Source organism: Helicobacter sp. 13S00401-1 (assembly GCF_002272925.1).
Taxonomy (GTDB): Bacteria; Campylobacterota; Campylobacteria; order Campylobacterales; family Helicobacteraceae; genus Helicobacter_I.
Map to the genome: position 1 here is coordinate 117,190 of NZ_MLAR01000001.1, position 19,216 is coordinate 136,405.

Sequence of the window (19,216 nt, forward strand, 5' to 3'; positions counted from 1 at the left end):
CCTAGTACACCTTCCTAATGTACTTAATATATAAAAAAAGCCCTATAAAAAACCATATAAAAGGAAGCGCTAAGCCAACAAAGGGAAGATCCATAGAAAGCCCATACATCAGCAAGAAGTAAACTATAGTGCTGCCTAGCACATAAAGGTAGGAGCGATTTTTATGGAATCTTGGATTACGTATGCCAAAAAATGGGATCAAAAAAAGGCTTGCTATAGGGAAAAGTGAGGTTACAAAACCTTGAGAAAACCTCCTTGCCTGAGAGCTATCTCCTTTAAAAGCTTTAAGCCAGTAACTAACTAAGTCATAGCTACTAAGTGAGCCTGTAGCTATGGGGCTTCTTATATTCATCTGTTCAAAGCCTATCTTTTGGGCTTTTTTATTTTCATTAAAATAGGCTTCACCATTTTGAAGTTCTAACTCAAAAACTGCATTTTTATTAAGCGCTTCACCACTTTTAGCGATGATAAAGCTTTGTTTGCCTGATTGCTTATCTGAGTAAAGCACTAAGCCATTATATTTAGAATCATTTTTGCTATCTACATAAACTAGCCAGTCTCCTAAGCTTTGTCCAGTGTCTCCAGGCTTTATGTTTATATTAACACTAGTGCTTTTTTGGACTAAAAAGTCTCTATAGGCATTTTTTGAAAGAGGAGTCATAATAAAACTAAACATAAAAAGCACAGCAGTTGCAAGTAAGCATATAGGCAAGATGATATAAACTATCCTTTTAGCCCCTATACCTAGTGAGAAAAAAACTAGCATCTCAGAATCATAACTTAAGCGACTAAGCCCTAATATACAAGCCGCCACAAAGGTTATAGACACCACAAAAAAGAGGCTTCCTGGCATACTGTAATAAAGCAGGGTTAAAAGACTAGCTAAGTCCATCTTGATGTTATTAGTAATAGTAGCTATGGTTATAAGTGAGATGATGACAGATATAAAAAAGAGCACAAAAAAGAAGGGGAAAAACATCTGAGATATGGACTTTAAAACATAGTGTCTAAGCATACTTCCTCCTTCAAGAAACCATAAGTGCTGATACAAAAAGCGCACTTATAAAAGGTGCTTTCTTCTGTGCCCTAAAACAAGGCAAAAGAAAGCTTGCTAGGCCAAGCAAACTTGCTATAACTAGAGCGTAAAAAAAGTTTTGAAGCGAGAGTAAAGAACAAAGACTAGCTATAAGAACTAAATCAACACTGCCTAAAAGCCTTCTTTTAAGTATGGTTTCAAAAACTGCTTTTAAAGCTAGTCCGCTTACTAGCACAGCTAAAGGCATATAAAGCACGCTAAGACCAGATTCTAAATAACTATAACCTAAGGCTAGGATAAAGACTATGTAGGCTAAAAAACTAGGCACAAGTAAAAACTTATAGTCAAAGACAAAAAGAACATAGAAAAGGCAAAACAGTGCATATAAAACTAAACTATGTCCAAAGAGATCAAAAAGCACAAAGCAAGCAAGGGCGTTTACTATATAGACAAAAAAGCTAGGCTTAGAATCTAAAAGGGTGTGATAGTACCAAGTTATGAAACTAACTATAAAAAAGCTAGTGCCTATATAAAAAAACTCCATGCTTATTAATCCCTTAATCTTTACTCTTAGTCTAAACTTTCAAAGTGCCTAAGTGCTTTGCCTACTAAGATTCCATCTTTAGAATCTAGTACTTCTACCTCATAGTACCCTGCCCCTTTTATCTCACCTTCATTAATAAGTATCTCACCATCAATCTCAGGCGCCCAAGCCTTTAATCTAGCACTATAAAAATACTCACTTATTTCGCTTTTCCCTTCGATTATAGCTTCATACTTTTTACCAACCATAGCTTTAAAAAGCTTATCTTGCTGCTTAAGTACTATTTTATTAAGCTTTTTTATACGCTTTGTCACTATGCTTTTTGGTAGCACTTCTAAAGCTCCTGCCTTTGTGCCCTCTTCACTTGAATATTCAAAGATATTAAGCCTATCAAACTTATAACTTTCCACAAACTCACAAAGTTCATCAAACTGCACATCACTTTCAGTTGGATAACCAACTATAACACTACTTCTTATAAAGGCATCAGGCACTTGTTTCATGTGTGCTAAAAGGGCTTTTACGTCTTTAGAGCTTCTTTGCATATGGGCTAAGATTTGGGGATTTATATGTTGAAGTGGCATATCAAAATAAGAGGCAAAAACTTTGCTATTGGCTATAGAATCTAAAAGTGCAAAGCTTGTAGAGCTAGGGTAGAGATAAAGTATCCTTGCACTTTTTACTAATCCTTGTGCATGCACTGCATTTATAAGCTTTATAAGCCCATCTTTAACTCCCTTATCAAGTAGATAACTAGAGCTATCTTGAGCTATAAAACTAAAGTCTTCATAGCCAAGACGTGCTAAATCTTCTATCTCTTTTAATATAGATTCTATACTTCTACTTTGAAGCTTGCCCTTAAAACTAGGTATGGCACAAAAACTACAAGTTTGATTACACCCTTCTGAGATCTTGATATAAGTGTGGATATTAGAATCTGTTATAAGCCTAGAATCTTCACTTAGATAAACCTTATCGCTATTTATGCCCTTCTTTGTAGCTATCATAGAATCTATCTTATCAAAGTCCCCAACCCCAGTTAAGATATCTATCTCTGGTATAAGCTCTCTAAGCTCTTTTTCATACCTTGCAACAAGGCAGCCACTAGCCACTACTAAAGCACCACTTTTTCTAGTATCTAGTGCTTCAAATATATGCCCTAAGCTTTCTTCTTTAGCAGCTTGCAAAAAGCCACAAGTATTAATGATGATAACATCTGCTTCTCCAAGGTCTTGAGTTAACTCATAGTCTCTTAACTTCCCTAGCATGACTTGAGAATCTACTAAGTTCTTAGAACATCCTAGAGAGATAATATGGAGTTTTTGCATAGTAGTGGCCTTTAAACGTGTAAATAAGCTTTAATTATATATCATCTTGGAATTTTAAAGAGTTATAATTTCACTCTGTTTTATGCAATAAAGCATGTAAGGAAGCCACTTGAAGATAACTTTAGATACTTTTGTGATTTCAGATACTCACTTTGCACATAAGCAAGTACTTAAAAAAGAGCCACTTAGGATAAAAGAACTACAAGCAAGTGATCATGAAAACTTCGATGAACTAAGCGTTAGCAGGTGGAATGCTGCTGTAAAAAGCACTGACAAAGTCCTTCACCTAGGAGATCTTTACTATAGTGAAGGGATGAAATATGTAAATAGGCTAAATGGAAAAAAGATGCTTATAGTTGGAAACAACGACATAGGCAAGCTTGCTCCCTTAAAAGACTGGGAGATAATTAATAAACTAAAAATCAAACTTGATAATAAGGCTAGTTTAAAAGAAAAGCTAAAATCTAAGTTTGGCAAAAAGTTAAAAGATGTTTATGCTAATGCCCTAGTAACTAGGATAGCTGGTGAAGTTATCATGTTTAGCCACTTTCCAGTATTTGAGCGCAAGAAAAATGAGCGCTTTTGTAATGCTAGAGATATCATAGACTATCTTTTTACTATAAGTGGTTGCACTATAAATGTACACGGCCATATACACTCTAGAACTCCAGAAAATGCCTGTTGCATTAATGTAAGCACAGAGCAATTAAACTTTACTCCAACAAGACTTGGAGACTTGCTAGCTAAGCATAGAGGATTCTAAAAGTTTTTAGAATCCTAGCTATACCTATAAGCTACTTGCCCATCATCTTAAATATATCTTCAAAAGCTTGATTAAAAGCACTAAGCCCTTCTTTTAAAAGTCTAGATTCTGTATCTTTTATATTTATGTAATCAAGGTCTAAAAGCAGCCTTTCTATATTACAAGATGGAAGGAAGTTAGTCCCCTTAGAGTAGTACTCACTACTAGCTAGAGTTGGAGTATTTTTAAGGAAGTTAAAGTCAACTGCTTCTATAGTGTCTAATGGGAGGGTGTTAACACAGTCATCTAGATTTAACGGGTAGACATAGTGGGCTTTATTAGTATAAGTGTCATCTTGTGTCTTAACGCCCGTGCTTGCAAAGAGGATTCTAAAGTTAGGGTTGGTATTTAAAATCTTAAATATGTCATAGATATCAAGTGCGTTAAAGATTCCAAAAAGCCCTCTTTCTCCTGAATTAAGCATAGGATCTAGTACCCTATCATATCTACTTACAAACACACTTATAACACCTTGAGCGTTTGGATGTTTAGCTAGCTTAAAGGCCTTTAAAGTTTCTAGGGCTTGCTCTTTTCCAAAGACTAAAGTTGCATTAACATTAATGCCTTCACTCATCAACCCTTGCATAACTTTATAGCCTGCTGGTGTGGCTGGAACTTTTATCATGACATTTTTTCTATCTATCAAGTTATAAAGTCTTAAGCCTTCATTCAAACTTGCTTCATAGTCTTGACTATATCTAGGGTCTATTTCTATACTTACTAGACCTTCTTGATGATTAGCCTCATAAAGTGGGCTAAATACATCACAAGCAAGCTGTATATCTCTTATAGCTAAAGTCTCATAAACGCTCTTAGGTGCTAATCCAGCAAGACTAGCTTTTTCTTCTTTATAACTTTCACTTTTAAAAGCATTTGCAAATATACTTGGATTAGACGTAGCACCCTTTACTTTGCCATCTTTTATAAGCTTTGGAAGAGTGTTTTTTATAAAGTTTCTCTCCAAAAAATCGCACCATATATTTATCATGTAAAATCCTTTTGTGTTATATTAAACTCTTGTAATTATAAAGGTTTATCATGAAAGATATTACTCCATTTAAAAGCTTTACACCTTATAGTAGACAAAGCATAAGTGAAGAGGATAAAACTTGCGTGCTAGAAGCTTTAAACAATCCTCTTATAACTCAAGGCAAGATTAATGAAGCCTTTGAAAAAGCCCTAGCAAACTACGCAGGCACAAAGTACGCCTTAAGCTTTAACTCTGCTACCTCAGCCCTTTATGCACTTTATGCCTCCCTTCGTGCCTTAGAACTAGGTGACTTGGAATCTTTTTATCACTCTTTGGTATCCAAAGATACTAACTTTAAAACTAAAAGCATCATAACTACACCTATAACTTTTAGTGCCACGACTAATATGATGATAGCTTGTGGGTTTAAGCCTATCTTTGCTGATGTAACTTATGATGGGAACTTAGATCCTTTAAAGTGCGAAGAGATCTTAAAAGAAAAAGCTTTAAGGGGAGAAGATGACGTTATAGCTATCATGTCAGTTGACTATGCTGGTAATAGTGTAAATGCTAAGGCTTTTAAGGAGCTAGCTAAAAAGTATGATATAAAATGGCTAAGTGATAGCTCTCACTCTCTAGGTGCAAGATATATAGAATCTACAAATGATGAAGGTATAAAGATAGGATCTTTAGCCTATGCAAGTGTATTTAGCTTTCATGCTTTAAAGTCTATAACAACAGCTGAAGGTGGGGCTTTATTAAGCGATGATCCTAAGCTGTATGAGATGGCAAAACTTATAAGAAGTCATGGGATAACAAAAAAAGAGCTTTATCACTCTGACCAAACAACCCTGGGCTTTAACTTTAGGTTAAGTGAGATAAATGCAAGTCTTGGCCTAAGTCAACTTAAAAAACTAGATTCTTTTATAACTAAAAGAAACGAACTTGCAAGCATCTATGATGAAGCCTTTAAAAACAACCCCTACTTTTACCCGCTTAAAACTAAGGGTTTAAGTAGTAGACATCTTTATCCCATACTCTTAGATCCAAAGTATCACTGCGCTAAAGAAGACATAGTAAAAAGACTTTTAGAGCTTAATGTTGGAACACAAGTTCACTATAAGCCACTTTATGATTTTAGTTTTTTTAAGGACTATAAACCAAAAAATGAACATGGCTTGCTTAGAAATGCTGAAGATTTTTACAGAGCAACTCTTAGTTTGCCACTTCATTGTAATCTAGAAAAAGAAGATATAAAACACATAGCTTCTATAGTATTAGATGTATTTAGTGAGTTTAACTAAAGGAGACAACATGAATGTTTTAATAACAGGCGCAAGTGTAGGTTTTGGTAAAGAGATAGCAAAAGTTATATGCGAGAAGATAAAAGAAAGCAGTTTTTTACTACTTGCTAGAAGAGGAAACTTACTAGAAGAAGTATCAAATGAGCTAAAGGCTACAAGAAAGGATGTAAAAGTAGAGCTTATAGTATCTGATGTTTTAGACTTTAAAAACATAGAATCTAAACTTAAAGATAAAGATATAGATGTTTTAGTTAACAACGCCGGTCTTGCTTTAGGTCAAGACTTAGCTCAAGTTTGTGACTTTAAAGACTGGGAAAAGATGATAGATGTAAACATAAAGGGTCTAAGCTTTATGACTAATCTAATACTGCCTAATATGGTTAAAAGAAATACAGGACATATTATAAACCTAGGATCAACGGCTGGAAGTTACCCTTATCCTGGTGGAAATGTATATGGGGGCACTAAGGCTTTTGTAGAACAGTTTAGTAAAAACTTAAGAGCAGACTTACTAGGCACTAACATAAGAGTAACTGTTATAAAACCAGGACTTTGTGAAGGAAGTGAGTTTTCTTTAGTTAGATTTAAGGGGGATAAGGCTAGGGTTAAAGAAACCTATAGTGATGCCCATGCACTAACTCCAAAAGATGTAGCAGAAGCAGTCTACTTTGCCCTCTCTCAACCTTCAAGAGTTAATATAAATAGTATAGAGCTTATGCCTGTTACTCAAGCAAGTGCTGGCCTAAAAGTAATAAAGAGTAAACTTTAAAGATAAAAAGTTAAATATTTTGAATACAAAGTGTAAAAATAGCACTAAATATCCTATATGGGATTAATGCTTTAATGCTAGGATTAATGTTATTAAATAAAAAGGATGGCTCATGTTTAAAAAAGTTGTAGGTTCAGTTGTACTTGTAGGGTTGCTAAGTAGTAGTGCTAGCGCTTTAGGGTTTGTTAACTTTGATGTAGGTGGTGTTTTAGGTGGAGCAGCAATTGGCGATTCTACTGTATCAAACTTCCTTAACACTGCCCAACAAACTGCAAGAACTAACGCCCTAGCTTTAGCTGGTGGACAACAAGGGGGCTTTAAGTTTACTTATGGGGGTTATGCAAGACTTTGGTTAGGTGGTATGTTTAGATTTGCCCCTTTCTTTAAATATGAAAGAACCTCAACTTATGACTCTACTTTTGCCCTAGGTGGAAACGCTGTCAAAAATGGTTTTAGTAACTGGCAGTATGGCGGTCTTTTTGGCGTTAAAGTACCTATAATAGGACTTACTCCTTACATAGGTGCTAGCTACTCTCAGTTTACTGGTATAGATTTAAAAGGTACTTATGCGATAAACTACGGAGTTAAATGGGACATCCCTCTTTTACCTCTAGTAAATGTAGGGCTTGATGCATCTTGGCAAAGACCACAATCTAGCGTTGATGGCTCATATACTAATATCAACAAGATCATGCTTACTTTAGGCGTAGAGATCTAAACGAAAAGGTTTAAGTGAAGCAACTTAAAAAGCAATATTTAAAAAGCGGAGTTTTTAAGCTCCAAGACTTGGAATCTAAACCAAGTGCTGAGTTAACAAGGGCAGATTCCAAACTGCCTGTAGTTAGCATTATGGGTGCACCAAATGTCGGTAAGAGCTCTCTTTTTAACCGCATAGCCAGGCTAAATATAGCCATCACTTCTCATATAAGTTCAACCACTAGAGATATAAACGCAAGGGTCATCAAGCTAAATAACACCGAACTTGTATTGCAAGATACTGGTGGGCTTGATGATAAAGTATCTATCATAGGCGAAGATATTACAGCTAACTCTTTAGAGGCAGGACTTAAAAGCGATCTTATCCTTTATATAATAGATGGACAAAAAATAGCCTTAGATGAAGATATAAAAACTTTTAGAAAGCTTTCTCAAAAAGTGCCTAGCTTGCTGGTTGTTAATAAAGTAGATTCTGATAAGATAGCCCTAGAGGCCTTAAATGAAACTGGTTTTAGTGCTTTTGGCGTAGACTTTATAAACATCTCAGTGGCACATAACCGTGGTATAAGCAAACTTCTAGACTTAATAGAATCTAGCCTAGCAAAGTTTGAAAAAGCTAATAAGAAAAAACCAAACTCTATTGATAGCACCAAAACTAACACGACCTCTAACATAGCCTCTGATACAAAACTACAAACTACTCTAGATGAGCTAGACTTTTTAGACTACTTAAAAGAAGATGAAGATTTAGATGTTAGCCAAGAAGATACAAAAGAGTTTATAGAGCCTAGCGAGATAAAAATAGCCATCATCGGCAAAGTAAATGTCGGTAAAAGCTCTCTTTTAAACGCTCTAACGCTTAAAAACCGCTCCCTTGTCTCTCCCATGGCTGGAACTACTATAGACCCAGTAGATGAAGTTATAAGCTATGAAGATAAAAGCATACGTTTTATAGATACAGCAGGCATAAGACGTAAAGGAAAGATTGAAGGTATAGAAAAGTATGCATTAATGCGCACTAAGGAGATGCTAAAAGATGCTCACATAGCCCTTTTAGTCCTTGATGGTAGTGAGCCTTTAAGTGAGCAAGATGAAAAGATAAGCTCTCTTGCAAGCGAGGCTGCCTTAGGCGTTATAGTAGTTATAAATAAATGGGATAAAAGACAAACTAGCTATGAAGACTTTATGAAAGAGTATAGATATAAGTTTAGATTCTTAGAGTATGCACCAGCTATAACACTAAGTGCTTTAACTCACAAAAGAGTAGAAAATCTAAAACCTATGATCTTAGAAGTGTTTAAAAACTTCTGCTTTAGATTTAAAACTTCAGCCTTAAATGAGATAGTAAGAAAAGCCCTTATAAAACATCCCTTACCAAGTGATCATGGGCGTATGGTTAAGATCTACTACGCAACACAGTATGGAGTTATGCCACCTCAGATCTCACTTAGTATGAACATACCAGAAGCCTTGCACTTTAGCTATAAACGCTATCTTGTTAACACGCTAAGAAGAGAAGCCTCTTTTGAAGGTGTGCCCATACTTATAGAATCTAGATCTAGAAATAAGTTAGCAAATGAGGACGATTCCAAAGAGTAGGAAACATCAAAATGATAGACTTGCACAACCACACAATCCGCTGTAACCATGCCACAGGAAGCATACAAGAGTACATAAAAGCTGCCAAAACACAAGGTATAAAGTACTATGGCTTTAGCTGTCACGCACCTATGAGTTTTGATTCTAAGTATAGAATGGCAGCTTCTGAGTTAAATGACTATCTAGATGATATAAAAGCCTTAAAAGAAACAACCCATGATATGGATATAAAATGTGGACTAGAAGTAGACTTTATCCTTGCTAAACCAGAGCTTATACAAAAAGAAGTTTTAGAAGCCAATGTAGACCATCTTATAGGATCAGTACACTTTTTAGATTTTTGGGGCTTTGATAACCCTGAATTTTTAGATGAGTGGGATAGGCGCGATGTTACAGAGTGCTGGAAGCTTTATCTTGCATCCATAAAAGCTATGGCAGAAACTGGCTACTTTCAAATAGCTGGGCACTTTGACTTACTAAAAGTTTTTGGTGCCCTTCCTCCAAAAAGCCTAGAATCTAAGATTTATGAAGCCTTAAAAGCTATAAAGCAAAACAACATGGTCTTAGAGATAAACTCTGCTGGCTTAAGAAAGCCTATAAAAGAAAGCTATCCTAGTGTGCCTATCTTAAAAATGGCAAAAGAGCTAGATATGGATATAACCTTTGCAAGTGATGCCCACGCAGTAGATCAAGTTGGTGCTGGGTTAAAAGAGTGCATACAACTAGCAAAAGACTTAGGCTTTAAGTCTGGCGTAGTTTTTGATAAAAAGATACCCTTTCACGTAGAGCTTTAAGCAAAAGCTATATTAAGGAGAAAAAATGATAAGCGTTACTTTCTTAGGCCCCATAGATGAACAAGTATTACAACTTGATGTTAAAAACTTACGCGAGTTAAAAGAAGCCTTACAAAAGATACCCGCAGTCAATAAATGGCTACACATATCAGCAGTTGCAGTTAATGATGCTATATGTGAAAACTTAGATACTGAGTTAAAAAGTGGTGATAAAGTAGTGATACTTCCGCCAGTTTGTGGTGGATGAAAACTAGTAGATTACAACTAGATAAAGATTAAAAGAAAGCTTATATAGAGTATAGATTCTATATAAACCTTACTTTTTACCAAGCCTTTAGATTAAAAAAGCTAAAACGCTAAGCTTTTTGTAGCTTAGCACCAAAGCCTTATTACACCTTACTGATTGCTAGCTGCTTTTTTAGCTTTTAGTTTTTGTGCAAACACTATCCATATAATTACAAATAGCACCAGTATGCCTATACCCATAGGAGCCATGACATTACCTACTACATCCATAGTTCTAGCAAACGCATCATCGCCTGTGAAGAGTGAGATTAGATTAAAAGTCTGCATGATACCAACTACAAAGGCTAAAGTAACTGAGATACTAAGCATGCTAATGTTATATTTCATACGTCTTAAAGTACCTAGTTTGCCCCAAGTATAAACTTTAACCATTAAAAGATTATCCATAGAATCTAAAAGTGTCATACCAGCTACAAAAAGGAAAGGAAAGATCATAATAGCCCATACAGACATATGGTTTTGTGCACCTGCAAAAGATATACCTAGCAAGCCTACCTCAGTTGCAGTATCAAATCCTAGTCCAAACAAAAATCCAACTATATACATCTTATAAGACTTATCTATCTTATTAAAAAGTTTATATATGGCTCTAGATATAAAGCTTCTACCTTGATAAGGCATACTTACTTCTACTGGCTTGCCAGCTTTATGCTCTTTATACTGACGTACTGAGTTACGAAGAGTATAGGCGTTAACAAATCCTAGTCCTAGTAATACTGCTGCGGAAGTAAAAGTTCCTATTATCCCACCAATATCTGAAAACGCCATAACTTTATCTTTTAAAGCAAGGCCAGAAAGTGCTAGCAAAAAGCTAGCTATAACTACTATGGTAGAGTGACCTAGAGAAAACATAAGACCTAGGTACTTTGGGTTTTTCTTCTGTGCTATGAACTTTCTAGTCATGTTATCAATTGCCGTTATGTGATCTATATCAAAAGCATGGCGTAGTCCATAGCTATAAGCTAGAGCACAAGTAGCAATAATGGTCCAGTTGCCAGCAAATACGATGAAGGCTATAATCAACATCGCTATGTTAAAAATGATTAATCCAGCAACTTGTGGGGTTCTAAAAGTCTTTTCCATGATATTTTTTGTATACCTCTTTACATGTCTTATATTAATTTATAGAGCCTGCCCTACAGTTCATGATGGTTACATAAGAATTAATATGATAATTGATACAAGAATCAATCTAAGAATCAATGTAAGAATCAATCTGAATTATCATTATACATCAAAAATGATTATCTAGTAATAAAATACGCATAAAATTAAACATGGTTAGCAAACAAGATTTGCACTCGTTTCTAAGGGGGTTTTTACGCGATTTTGTAACTGTAAGATTAAAAAATATAAGCTTAAGGTTTAAAAGATCTTAGCGTCTAAAGCCTACTGCCTTAAAGCGTTCTCCCATTAAGTTTGGCATGATAAGTTCATTAATGGCATTAGTATGTTTTAAGATATTCACCTTGCTCATATGAGGTTTAAAACTTTCAAATATCTCTAAGATCTCGCACTCTTCTATGAGCATCTTGCTTTGTGTGTAATAAAAACAAGGAGTAGCTCCATGACTAACAAACTCACGCTCTAGATTCCTAAAGTTAATATCATAGGTCACATCACTAGTTTCATAAAATGAACTTAGCTTATCTTTTTCTTCTAAAAAATTATATACTTTATGGTCTTTATAGATTCTAAGGCTTATGTCTCTTTCTTCCATCTGACCATAATCAAAGGCTAGAAAAAACCAAGACTTAATCATAAAAAGAGATTCTATAAACTTGCTTAGACTTAAGCTTATCTCGCCACCTTTAACTTCATAAAGCTCAAGTTTTTTAGCCACCTCTTTAGTTACTGTATCAAAAACTAAACTATACACTCCACCATCGTGCTTTATATAAGCTTGCTTGCCTTTATAAACTAGTTCACAAGGAAAAGCATCAAGTAGCTCATTAGAGACAAAAAAGACAAAGTCAAGCGCTTTTAGCTCATTCATATCTTTATAAACTTTTAAGTTTTTGTTAAATTTATTAATACGGGCATTAAAGTTAGCTTCTTGAAGGATGGCCAAAGGCTCTAAAGGCTCTAAAGTCGCAAAGTTTATATCCTTAAAAGCAAAACTATCAAAGGCGTGCATAAACTCAGCCATATCGCTTATCAAAGTTCCATCATGAGATCCTATCTCAACTATAGTAAGCGGTAGTTTAAAATCAGATTCTAAAAGCCTTAAAGTATAGTTAGCAAGTGCTGCTCCAAAAAACTTAGTCCTACTAACTGCAGTATAAAAGTCCCCCCTAAAGCCTATCTTAGCTTTTGCATAGTAGGCTTTAAGCCAGGAGTTAAGGAAGGGTTCTAAGGTTATCATTGACAGTTAAAGCACTCAAAGCTTCTATCCATAACCTCTTCGACATTAGGACTTTCACTTCTTAGATAGTAGGTACTTTTTAGCCCTAACTTCCATGCTAGCATGTAGATATCATTTAAAACTTTTCCACTTGCTTTTTCTAACCTCATAAATATATTAGTACTGATGCCTTGATCTATCCACTTTTGTCGTATGCTAGTAGCCCTTATAACATCCATCTGATTTATATCATAGGCTGATTGATAGTACTCATAAGTATCTATGTTTAGGTTAGGAACTACTACTCTTATAAGTCCGCTTAAGTTTTCTTCAAACCATTTTTTACGATAGATTGGCTCTATAGTTTGGGTGGTTCCAACTAGTATGGATATAGAACTTGTTGGGGCTATAGCCATCAAGTAGCCATTACGCATGCCTTGTTTTTTAACTAGCTTTCTTAAACCATCCCAGTCATAAATATTACCAAAAAGGTCAACCTCACGACTTACTAGACTAAGTGCATTTTTATTAGCCACATCTATTGGGAAGATTCCTTTACTCCAGTTGCTTCCTTCATAGTCTGGATAAGAGCCTTTTTTAAGGGCTAGGTTAGAGCTAGCTTTTATGGCATTAAAACTTATAGTTTCTAAGATCTCATCTATCTTTAGTAGATGTTCTGTGCTGCCCCATACTATCTTTGAAGTAGCAAGCATCTCAGCCTCACCCATCACTCCTAGACCTATGGCGCGATTTTGCATGTTGGTTTTTTTGACTTTATATCCTGGATAAAAGTTTAAGTCTATGACATTATCAAGCATGTTTATAGCTATAGGCACTACTCTTTCTAAGTCTTCTTTTGTATTAACCTTGCTTAGGTTTATACTAGCTAGGTTACAAACTGCAGTTGCCCCACCTCTTTGAACCCTCTCAGTACAAAAGATCTTTTTACCATTTACAGAATCTATGCTTGTTAGTTTGTTAGCCTTTTTACTAACTCCAGAATCTAGCTTAACTAAGGTGTGTTCTTCAAAGTCTTCTTTACTATCATCTTCATAGATAACTTCTACTATGTAGTGACTTGGCGAAGTATTTTGAAAGATCTCAGTACAAAGATTAGAGCTTCTTATGACGCCTTTGTGCGGGTTTGGATTAGCCTTGTTAGCATTATCTTTAAAACAAAGAAAAGGCATACCGCTTTCAAAGCAGCTTGTTAATATAATCTTCCAAAGATCTTTAGCCTTAATAGTTTCTCTTGATATGCTCTCATCTTGTTCATAAGCAAGGTAGGCTTTTTTAAACTCATCTCCATAGATATTAGGTAGATCACTTACTTCATAAGGATCAAACAAACTCCACTCGCTATCACTTAAAACTCTCTCCATAAAAAGGTCACATATCCAAAGAGCAGGAAAGAGATCATGAGCCCTCCTTCTTTCTTCTCCACTATTTTTACGTAAGTCTATAAAGTCTACAACGTCTTTATGCCAAACTTCTATGTAAGTAGCTATAGCACCTTTTCTAGTGCCTAGTTGATCAACTGCTATTGCTACATCATTTGCTATTTTTAAAAAAGGGATTATCCCTCCTGCAGCACTTTTATGTCCATCTATAAAGCTACCAAGACTTCTAACTTGAGAAAAGTCCCAGCCTATACCGCCTCCATACTTACTTAAAAGTGCCATCTCTTTATAAGAATCAAATATCCCCTCTATATTATCAGGTGTGCTTCCTATATAACAAGAACTTAGTTGGTGGCGAGTAGTCCTTGCATTTGATAAAGTAGGAGTTGCTGGCATAACTTCAAACTTAGACATAACTTCATAAAAACTAAAGGCGGCCTCATTTGGATTTTCTTCATTTTGAGCTAAAAACATAGCTATAGCCATAAACATATGCTGAGGTAACTCTATAGGCTGGTTTTTAGAATCTTTTAGCAAGTATCTATCATAAAGTGTTTTAACACCTAGATAGTTAAAACTATAATCACGGCTTGGGTCTATCTTAGAGTTTAAAAACTCTAGATCAAACTTTTCTTTCACACCCTTTAAAAGCTTGCCTTCTTTTTCACCTCTTTCAAAGTAGTCTTTTAAGTGTAGATAGCCACTTTTACGACTTACTCTATGATAAAGATCATATAAAAAAAGTCTTGCTGCAACAAAAGTCCAGTTAGGCGTGTCCATCTCTATTTTATCAACAGCGGTTTTAATCAAAGTTTGTTGAATCTGCTCAGTTGTGATTCCATCTTTAAAGTGGATTTGTGCATCTACTTCTAGCTCACTTTGACTAACTCCTATCAACCCTTTTACTGAATCTTTGGTGTATTTTTGAATCTTGGTTATATCTAGGGGCTCTAGGCTCCCATTTCTCTTAACTACATTTATCATTATAAAGTCTTTACTAACTCATCTAAAGAGATTCTAAGTTTAGGAGTGCCTTCATTTTTCCTATAACCAAAAGCCACTATCAAGCTAACTTGTTCTTTAAAAGTATCTATGTCTAATAAACTTTCTACATCTTTTTTTACAAAGCCTTCTAAATAGCAAGTATCTATCTTTAAAAATGCAGCGTAGTTAACCATAGTTGAAGCCATGATATAAGCCTGCCTTGCAGTCCAGTTTTTTATATCATCATCTACATAATTATTAGCCTCTAGAAAGCTTTTATAGTGTGCTTTAAGTTGTGCAAACTTTTCTTTATCACCCCCAACTCGTCTCATGCCCTGTCTTAAGATATAGTTGCTTTCTGGTAGCATCTCACACTTAAAAGACTTAAATACAACTATCTCTGAAGCATCAGTTATCTGAGGCTGATCCCAACAAGCCTTTCTTAAAGCAGCTCTTAACTCTTTGTCTTTTATAACTAATAATCTAGTAGGCTCAAATCCCAAAGAGCTAGGACTTAATCTACCAGCCTCTAAGATCTTATAAAATTCTTCTTGTGGTATGTGTTTTTTGTTATCAAACACTTTACAGGCATGCCTAAAATCTAGTGCCTTCATAAAACCATCTTTCATCTTTACTCCTTGAACTAACAAATGAGATTCTATAAAATTTATTTTTATAAAATCCTTTAATGCACTTTATTACAAAAACTCACTTATCCTATTAGCATTAGCTATCCACGCTTTTAAGCCTTCATAGTCATCTTCTTCTAAAAAGCCTTTTAGTTTTTGTAATTCTTTCTCATAAACATTAATGGAGTTGGTTAAAAATTCTTTATTCTGTTTAAAGATATCACTCCAAGTTATAGGACTTGACTTTGAAAGTCTACTCATACTTACAAAACCACCACCAGCAAGCATTAATATATCTTCTGGTCTTTCTTGAGAAAGCACAGCATTAGCTAACGCAAAGCTTAACACATGGGGGAGGTGAGAGATAAAAGCTACATGTTTATCATGACTTATGCTATCCATACTAACTATTTGCATGCCTATGGCCAAAAAGACTTCTTTAGCAAAGGCTTCTTGAAAGGTTGAAGCCCTATCAAGATTAGAAAGGATTACAATTTTATGTTTGTATAAATCCTTAACACTAGCACTTGGTCCACTGTTTTCAGTGCCACACATTGGATGGGCACCTATGTAATACTTTTGAAGTTTTGGCGAAAGACTTGAAGCTATCTTATCTTTCACACTTCCTAGATCAACTATAGTAAAGTTTGGCCTTTCTACATCTTCAAAGTTATCTAAAACTTCTAAAGTAGATTCCAAAGGCACAGCCACATAGACTATATCACACTCTTGCAAGTCTTTTAAACTTACTAGCTCATCTACTAGCCCTAAAGTCAAAGCCTGCCTTCCGTGCAACAAACTAGCATCATAGCCAACCACACTTTTAAACATCTTGGTTTCTTTTAGTGCTAGCCCTAAAGAGCCGCCCATAAGTCCTAGTCCTATGATTCCTGCTTGCATGCTTAACCTCGTTTATCCCTAGCTGGGATTTGATGTGTATCAATCCTAAAGTATAGCATTTAGCTATACTAAATCTACACATATGATTTAAGTTTAAAAGGATAAAAAATGATTAATTGGTTAAACGCAGATTTTTCAAAAAAAGTACAATTCAACAAGCTAGTAAGTTCTCCAGCAAGCGATGAGATGCAAATAGTTATACCAGCAGGAGAAGAGATAAAAGAACACAAATCCCCTTCAATGATAGCCATACAAGTACTTAAAGGCGAGATAGAGCTAAAAGTGCTTTGTAGTATGTTTACATTAAAAGATGGTGATATGAAAGTTATAGATACAGGTGGAGTAGAGCACGCCTTAAAAGCAAAAGTAGATTCTGTAGTAAGACTTAGCATTTATAAGAAATAAATTTTTATATAGATTTTTTATAGCCTAGCTGCTAAAGATTTTTATAATATCTACTTAATTTATAAAGCCTTTTATAAAAGGCTTTATAAACACTAAGCTTTTTAGCTAACTACTGTTTTAAGTTTAATAATGTATTTAATATCTGATCTGAAGTAGTAACAGCCTTAGAGTTTGCTTGGAATCCTCTTTGAACTACTATAAGTTGAGTTAAAGCACGACTAAGATCAACGTTACTCATCTCTAGCTTAGACCCACTTACACCACCTCTTCTACCAGTGTTTGCAGCTCCTATTGAAGGCTCTCCACTGTTTCCAGTTTGAGCAAAGATATTGCCTCCTTTAGCTTGAAGACCAGCATCATTAGCAAAGTTAGCTAGGGCAACTTGAGCTAAGGCTAAAGTCTTACCATTACTAAAAGCACCTAACAAAGATCCATTAGAATCAAATCTAACATCCACTAAGTCCCCTGCCCCATATCCATTTTGATTAATAGTATAAGTTTCTGAGATCTTATCTACACTTGTTAAGCCATTAAATGTAGCACCACTTCCAAAGTTAAGCTCTAGTCTTTGAGGAGAGTCGGCACCATTTTTTGGATCAAACTGAAGCATAGGAGGATTCATCCCAGCCAAACTTCCGTCATCATTAAAAGTAACTTTTCCACCTTCAAAAATATTTGGATGACTAGCTGACCCACCTATAAACTGACTAGGCTCTGGCACTATAGCCCTAAAACCCCACTCCTTAGTTCCAGTCTTAAAAAACTCAAATCTAACAGTATGCTTACTTCCTAGGCTATCTACTACATCTATACTGGTGCCATGAACTGCGTGGGCAAACTTACCTGAAGTAGATGAAACTCCACCTTCAACAAGGCTAGCAGTATTAAGTGCCCTCATAGAATCTCTAAATAAGACATTAGTACTAACTGACTTAGAGCTATAAGCACTAGCAACTATGTTTAAGTTTTGCTGCTTGCCATCATTATCATCTTTATTATGTATCTCAAACATACCGTATTTATTTAAAGTAACGCTTACGCTAGCTGTAGAATCTGCATATGGTCTATCAGGATGCTTTATCATATTAGCATCATATTGCATAAGCTCTCTTAAGTCTTCAGTAGTCCTAAACTGTCCAGTTGTAGAATCTGCATCTACGTTTTTAGTGTAGCGATATCTAAAAGCAGTTATATCTCTATCACCTTTTACAAAGTTAGCAAAAACTCCTGTTCCACCATCAGTTATGATGATATTTTTAGTGCTTGCATCACCATCTAACTCATTTTTATTTTCTAGTCTTAACTGTCCATTATCAAGATAAGCTTCAACACCAGTTTTATTTTTAACAGCATTTATGGCTAATTGGGCTGCACTTAGTGAGCTTAAGCCTGAAAGGGCTGAATCATTACTTACATTAATCTTAGTGCCATTTATAGAAACTGTACTTGGTTCTTTACTAGGGATGATAGTGTTAGTAAGTTTTGCAGTTTTATAACTCATCCATATGCCTTGGTTTTCACTAAGGCCTAAAGAATCCCCATTTTCATTAAATAGTGCACCTAAGTCTTCGCCAACTTGAGTTATATTCATCTTAGAGTCATATTGCGGATTAACACCATTAGCTGCGGTTCTAGTTGTAGAATCTAGGGCTGCTACATTTTGAGTTTGTCCTACGTGCCTACCGGCATTTAAGTTAGCCCTCATAGAGATAGCAGTAGTGGATCTAGCTGGCATAACCATGCCCGGGTCTATTTGTATATTTTGTAAAGGGCCAGTGTTATCAACTTTAAAAAAGTCAGAATCACTCATATTGCCACTACCTTCATTAAGTGCGCCTCTATTCCAGCCTTGTACTACATAACCACCTGCTGTGACAAGATTCCCATTAGCATCAAACATAAATGAGCCATCTCTTGTGTAGTCTTTAGTTATACCTCTATCTGGGCTTATCACAAAGAAACCATCACCCTCTATAGCAAGGTCAGTTTTAACATCTGTATTTTGGATATTTCCTTGTGAGAAGACTTTAGAAGTAGAGTTTACACCTACACCAAGCCCAACTGAGAAGTCATTTTGCCCGCCTAGTCCATTTTGATAAGGGCTAGTGGCGATTTGCTTAACTTGAGAAAGCATATCTACAAAAGATGCCCTTGAGTACTTAAAGCCCACTGTATTGACGTTTGCTATATTATTGCTTTCTACATCTAATGCTACTTGGTGAGCTTGCATACCACTCACACCTGACCACAATGAACGCAGCATAGTAATCCTTTGGTATTGAAATATTTAAACCCTAAAAGCAAAAATAGTTCCTTTATAATGCTTGTGATAGAATCCACTTTATATTTTTTAAGTTTTATAGGAAGGGTATAATTCTAAAAAAA

18 protein-coding genes are annotated in these 19,216 nt (G+C 35.3%); 8 read left to right on the forward strand and 10 right to left on the reverse strand.

Annotation, left to right across the window (positions count from 1 at the left end; translation table 11 throughout):
- Position 1: 1 nt before the first annotated feature.
- From BKH43_RS00600 to rimO, 3 genes are read right to left on the reverse strand one after another with little or no spacing between them, the layout of a single operon-like run.
- Complete coding sequence (locus BKH43_RS00600; protein ID WP_095227433.1) at positions 2-1,015, reverse strand: LptF/LptG family permease; 1,014 nt, start codon at positions 1,013-1,015, stop codon at positions 2-4.
- 10 nt (positions 1,016-1,025) lie between these two features.
- Positions 1,026-1,580 carry a hypothetical protein gene (locus tag BKH43_RS00605; protein ID WP_095227435.1) on the reverse strand — a complete coding sequence of 185 codons (555 nt, stop codon included), beginning with the start codon at positions 1,578-1,580 and terminating at the stop codon, positions 1,026-1,028.
- A 26-nt stretch (positions 1,581-1,606) separates the two neighbouring features.
- On the reverse strand, positions 1,607-2,908 hold the full coding sequence (rimO, locus tag BKH43_RS00610; RefSeq protein WP_095227437.1) for a 30S ribosomal protein S12 methylthiotransferase RimO: 1,302 nt from the start codon (positions 2,906-2,908) through the stop codon (positions 1,607-1,609).
- A gap of 109 nt (positions 2,909-3,017) precedes the next feature.
- Here rimO and BKH43_RS00615 point away from each other — a divergent pair, with 109 nt between their 5' ends.
- Positions 3,018-3,671, forward strand: a complete 654-nt coding sequence (locus BKH43_RS00615; RefSeq protein ID WP_095227439.1) for a metallophosphoesterase — start codon at positions 3,018-3,020, stop codon at positions 3,669-3,671.
- 31 nt (positions 3,672-3,702) lie between these two features.
- Here the strand turns inward: BKH43_RS00615 and BKH43_RS00620 are convergent, their stop codons facing one another.
- Positions 3,703-4,698, reverse strand: coding sequence for a transaldolase family protein (locus BKH43_RS00620; protein WP_095227441.1), 996 nt, complete (start codon positions 4,696-4,698; stop codon positions 3,703-3,705).
- Between the two features lie 50 nt (positions 4,699-4,748).
- On the opposite strand from BKH43_RS00620, the gene BKH43_RS00625 reads away from it, so the two are divergent.
- The 6 genes from BKH43_RS00625 to BKH43_RS00650 all read left to right on the forward strand — a co-directional run bounded on the left by BKH43_RS00625 (position 4,749) and on the right by BKH43_RS00650 (position 10,110).
- Positions 4,749-5,984, forward strand: a complete 1,236-nt coding sequence (locus BKH43_RS00625) for a DegT/DnrJ/EryC1/StrS family aminotransferase (protein ID WP_095227443.1) — start codon at positions 4,749-4,751, stop codon at positions 5,982-5,984.
- Positions 5,985-5,994: 10 nt separating this feature from the next.
- Positions 5,995-6,753: an SDR family NAD(P)-dependent oxidoreductase gene (locus BKH43_RS00630; protein WP_095227445.1), complete on the forward strand. Its 759-nt coding sequence runs from the start codon at positions 5,995-5,997 to the stop codon at positions 6,751-6,753.
- A 112-nt stretch (positions 6,754-6,865) separates the two neighbouring features.
- Positions 6,866-7,471, forward strand: a complete 606-nt coding sequence (locus tag BKH43_RS00635) for a hypothetical protein (protein ID WP_095227447.1) — start codon at positions 6,866-6,868, stop codon at positions 7,469-7,471.
- Positions 7,472-7,584: 113 nt separating this feature from the next.
- Positions 7,585-9,069: a ribosome biogenesis GTPase Der gene (gene der, locus BKH43_RS00640; protein WP_275542193.1), complete on the forward strand. Its 1,485-nt coding sequence runs from the start codon at positions 7,585-7,587 to the stop codon at positions 9,067-9,069.
- An 11-nt stretch (positions 9,070-9,080) separates the two neighbouring features.
- On the forward strand, positions 9,081-9,863 hold the full coding sequence (locus BKH43_RS00645; RefSeq protein WP_095227449.1) for a histidinol-phosphatase: 783 nt from the start codon (positions 9,081-9,083) through the stop codon (positions 9,861-9,863).
- Positions 9,864-9,888: 25 nt separating this feature from the next.
- Positions 9,889-10,110, forward strand: coding sequence for a MoaD/ThiS family protein (locus BKH43_RS00650; protein WP_095227451.1), 222 nt, complete (start codon positions 9,889-9,891; stop codon positions 10,108-10,110).
- Between the two features lie 149 nt (positions 10,111-10,259).
- On the opposite strand, the gene BKH43_RS00655 is transcribed toward BKH43_RS00650, so the two are convergent.
- The 5 genes from BKH43_RS00655 to BKH43_RS00675 form a co-directional block, all read right to left on the reverse strand.
- Positions 10,260-11,252 (reverse strand): HoxN/HupN/NixA family nickel/cobalt transporter, encoded by a 993-nt coding sequence (locus BKH43_RS00655; RefSeq protein WP_095227453.1) that lies wholly within the window; start codon positions 11,250-11,252, stop codon positions 10,260-10,262.
- A 292-nt stretch (positions 11,253-11,544) separates the two neighbouring features.
- Positions 11,545-12,534 carry an SAM-dependent methyltransferase gene (locus BKH43_RS00660; RefSeq protein WP_095227455.1) on the reverse strand — a complete coding sequence of 330 codons (990 nt, stop codon included), beginning with the start codon at positions 12,532-12,534 and terminating at the stop codon, positions 11,545-11,547.
- Positions 12,531-14,897, reverse strand: a complete 2,367-nt coding sequence (locus BKH43_RS00665; RefSeq protein ID WP_095227457.1) for a ribonucleoside-diphosphate reductase subunit alpha — start codon at positions 14,895-14,897, stop codon at positions 12,531-12,533. Before BKH43_RS00665 ends, BKH43_RS00660 begins: the two co-directional genes overlap by 4 nt.
- Complete coding sequence (locus tag BKH43_RS00670) at positions 14,897-15,526, reverse strand: NAD(P)H-dependent oxidoreductase (protein WP_095227459.1); 630 nt, start codon at positions 15,524-15,526, stop codon at positions 14,897-14,899. Before BKH43_RS00670 ends, BKH43_RS00665 begins: the two co-directional genes overlap by 1 nt.
- Positions 15,527-15,595: 69 nt before the next feature.
- A complete protein-coding gene (locus BKH43_RS00675; RefSeq protein WP_095227461.1) occupies positions 15,596-16,426 on the reverse strand; it encodes a prephenate dehydrogenase in 831 nt (276 codons plus the stop codon).
- Positions 16,427-16,534: 108 nt separating this feature from the next.
- Between BKH43_RS00675 and BKH43_RS00680 the strand changes: the two genes are divergently transcribed.
- Complete coding sequence (locus tag BKH43_RS00680) at positions 16,535-16,831, forward strand: hypothetical protein (RefSeq protein WP_095227463.1); 297 nt, start codon at positions 16,535-16,537, stop codon at positions 16,829-16,831.
- A gap of 109 nt (positions 16,832-16,940) precedes the next feature.
- On the opposite strand, the gene flgE is transcribed toward BKH43_RS00680, so the two are convergent.
- Positions 16,941-19,094, reverse strand: coding sequence for a flagellar hook protein FlgE (gene flgE, locus BKH43_RS00685; RefSeq protein ID WP_095227465.1), 2,154 nt, complete (start codon positions 19,092-19,094; stop codon positions 16,941-16,943).
- Positions 19,095-19,216: the final 122 nt, after the last annotated feature.

Bases quoted from the DNA above. Each gene is read 5' to 3' on its own strand.
- BKH43_RS00600 (WP_095227433.1), bottom strand. From the start codon at position 1,015: ATGCTTAGACACTATGTTTTAAAGTCCATATCTCAGATGTTTTTCCCC.
- BKH43_RS00605 (WP_095227435.1), bottom strand. From the start codon at position 1,580: ATGGAGTTTTTTTATATAGGCACTAGCTTTTTTATAGTTAGTTTCATA.
- rimO (WP_095227437.1), bottom strand. From the start codon at position 2,908: ATGCAAAAACTCCATATTATCTCTCTAGGATGTTCTAAGAACTTAGTA.
- BKH43_RS00620 (WP_095227441.1), bottom strand. From the start codon at position 4,698: ATGATAAATATATGGTGCGATTTTTTGGAGAGAAACTTTATAAAAAAC.
- BKH43_RS00625 (WP_095227443.1), top strand. From the start codon at position 4,749: ATGAAAGATATTACTCCATTTAAAAGCTTTACACCTTATAGTAGACAA.
- BKH43_RS00630 (WP_095227445.1), top strand. From the start codon at position 5,995: ATGAATGTTTTAATAACAGGCGCAAGTGTAGGTTTTGGTAAAGAGATA.
- BKH43_RS00635 (WP_095227447.1), top strand. From the start codon at position 6,866: ATGTTTAAAAAAGTTGTAGGTTCAGTTGTACTTGTAGGGTTGCTAAGT.
- BKH43_RS00645 (WP_095227449.1), top strand. From the start codon at position 9,081: ATGATAGACTTGCACAACCACACAATCCGCTGTAACCATGCCACAGGA.
- BKH43_RS00650 (WP_095227451.1), top strand. From the start codon at position 9,889: ATGATAAGCGTTACTTTCTTAGGCCCCATAGATGAACAAGTATTACAA.
- BKH43_RS00655 (WP_095227453.1), bottom strand. From the start codon at position 11,252: ATGGAAAAGACTTTTAGAACCCCACAAGTTGCTGGATTAATCATTTTT.
- BKH43_RS00660 (WP_095227455.1), bottom strand. From the start codon at position 12,534: ATGATAACCTTAGAACCCTTCCTTAACTCCTGGCTTAAAGCCTACTAT.
- BKH43_RS00665 (WP_095227457.1), bottom strand. From the start codon at position 14,897: ATGATAAATGTAGTTAAGAGAAATGGGAGCCTAGAGCCCCTAGATATA.
- BKH43_RS00670 (WP_095227459.1), bottom strand. From the start codon at position 15,526: ATGAAAGATGGTTTTATGAAGGCACTAGATTTTAGGCATGCCTGTAAA.
- BKH43_RS00675 (WP_095227461.1), bottom strand. From the start codon at position 16,426: ATGCAAGCAGGAATCATAGGACTAGGACTTATGGGCGGCTCTTTAGGG.
- BKH43_RS00680 (WP_095227463.1), top strand. From the start codon at position 16,535: ATGATTAATTGGTTAAACGCAGATTTTTCAAAAAAAGTACAATTCAAC.
- flgE (WP_095227465.1), bottom strand. From the start codon at position 19,094: ATGCTGCGTTCATTGTGGTCAGGTGTGAGTGGTATGCAAGCTCACCAA.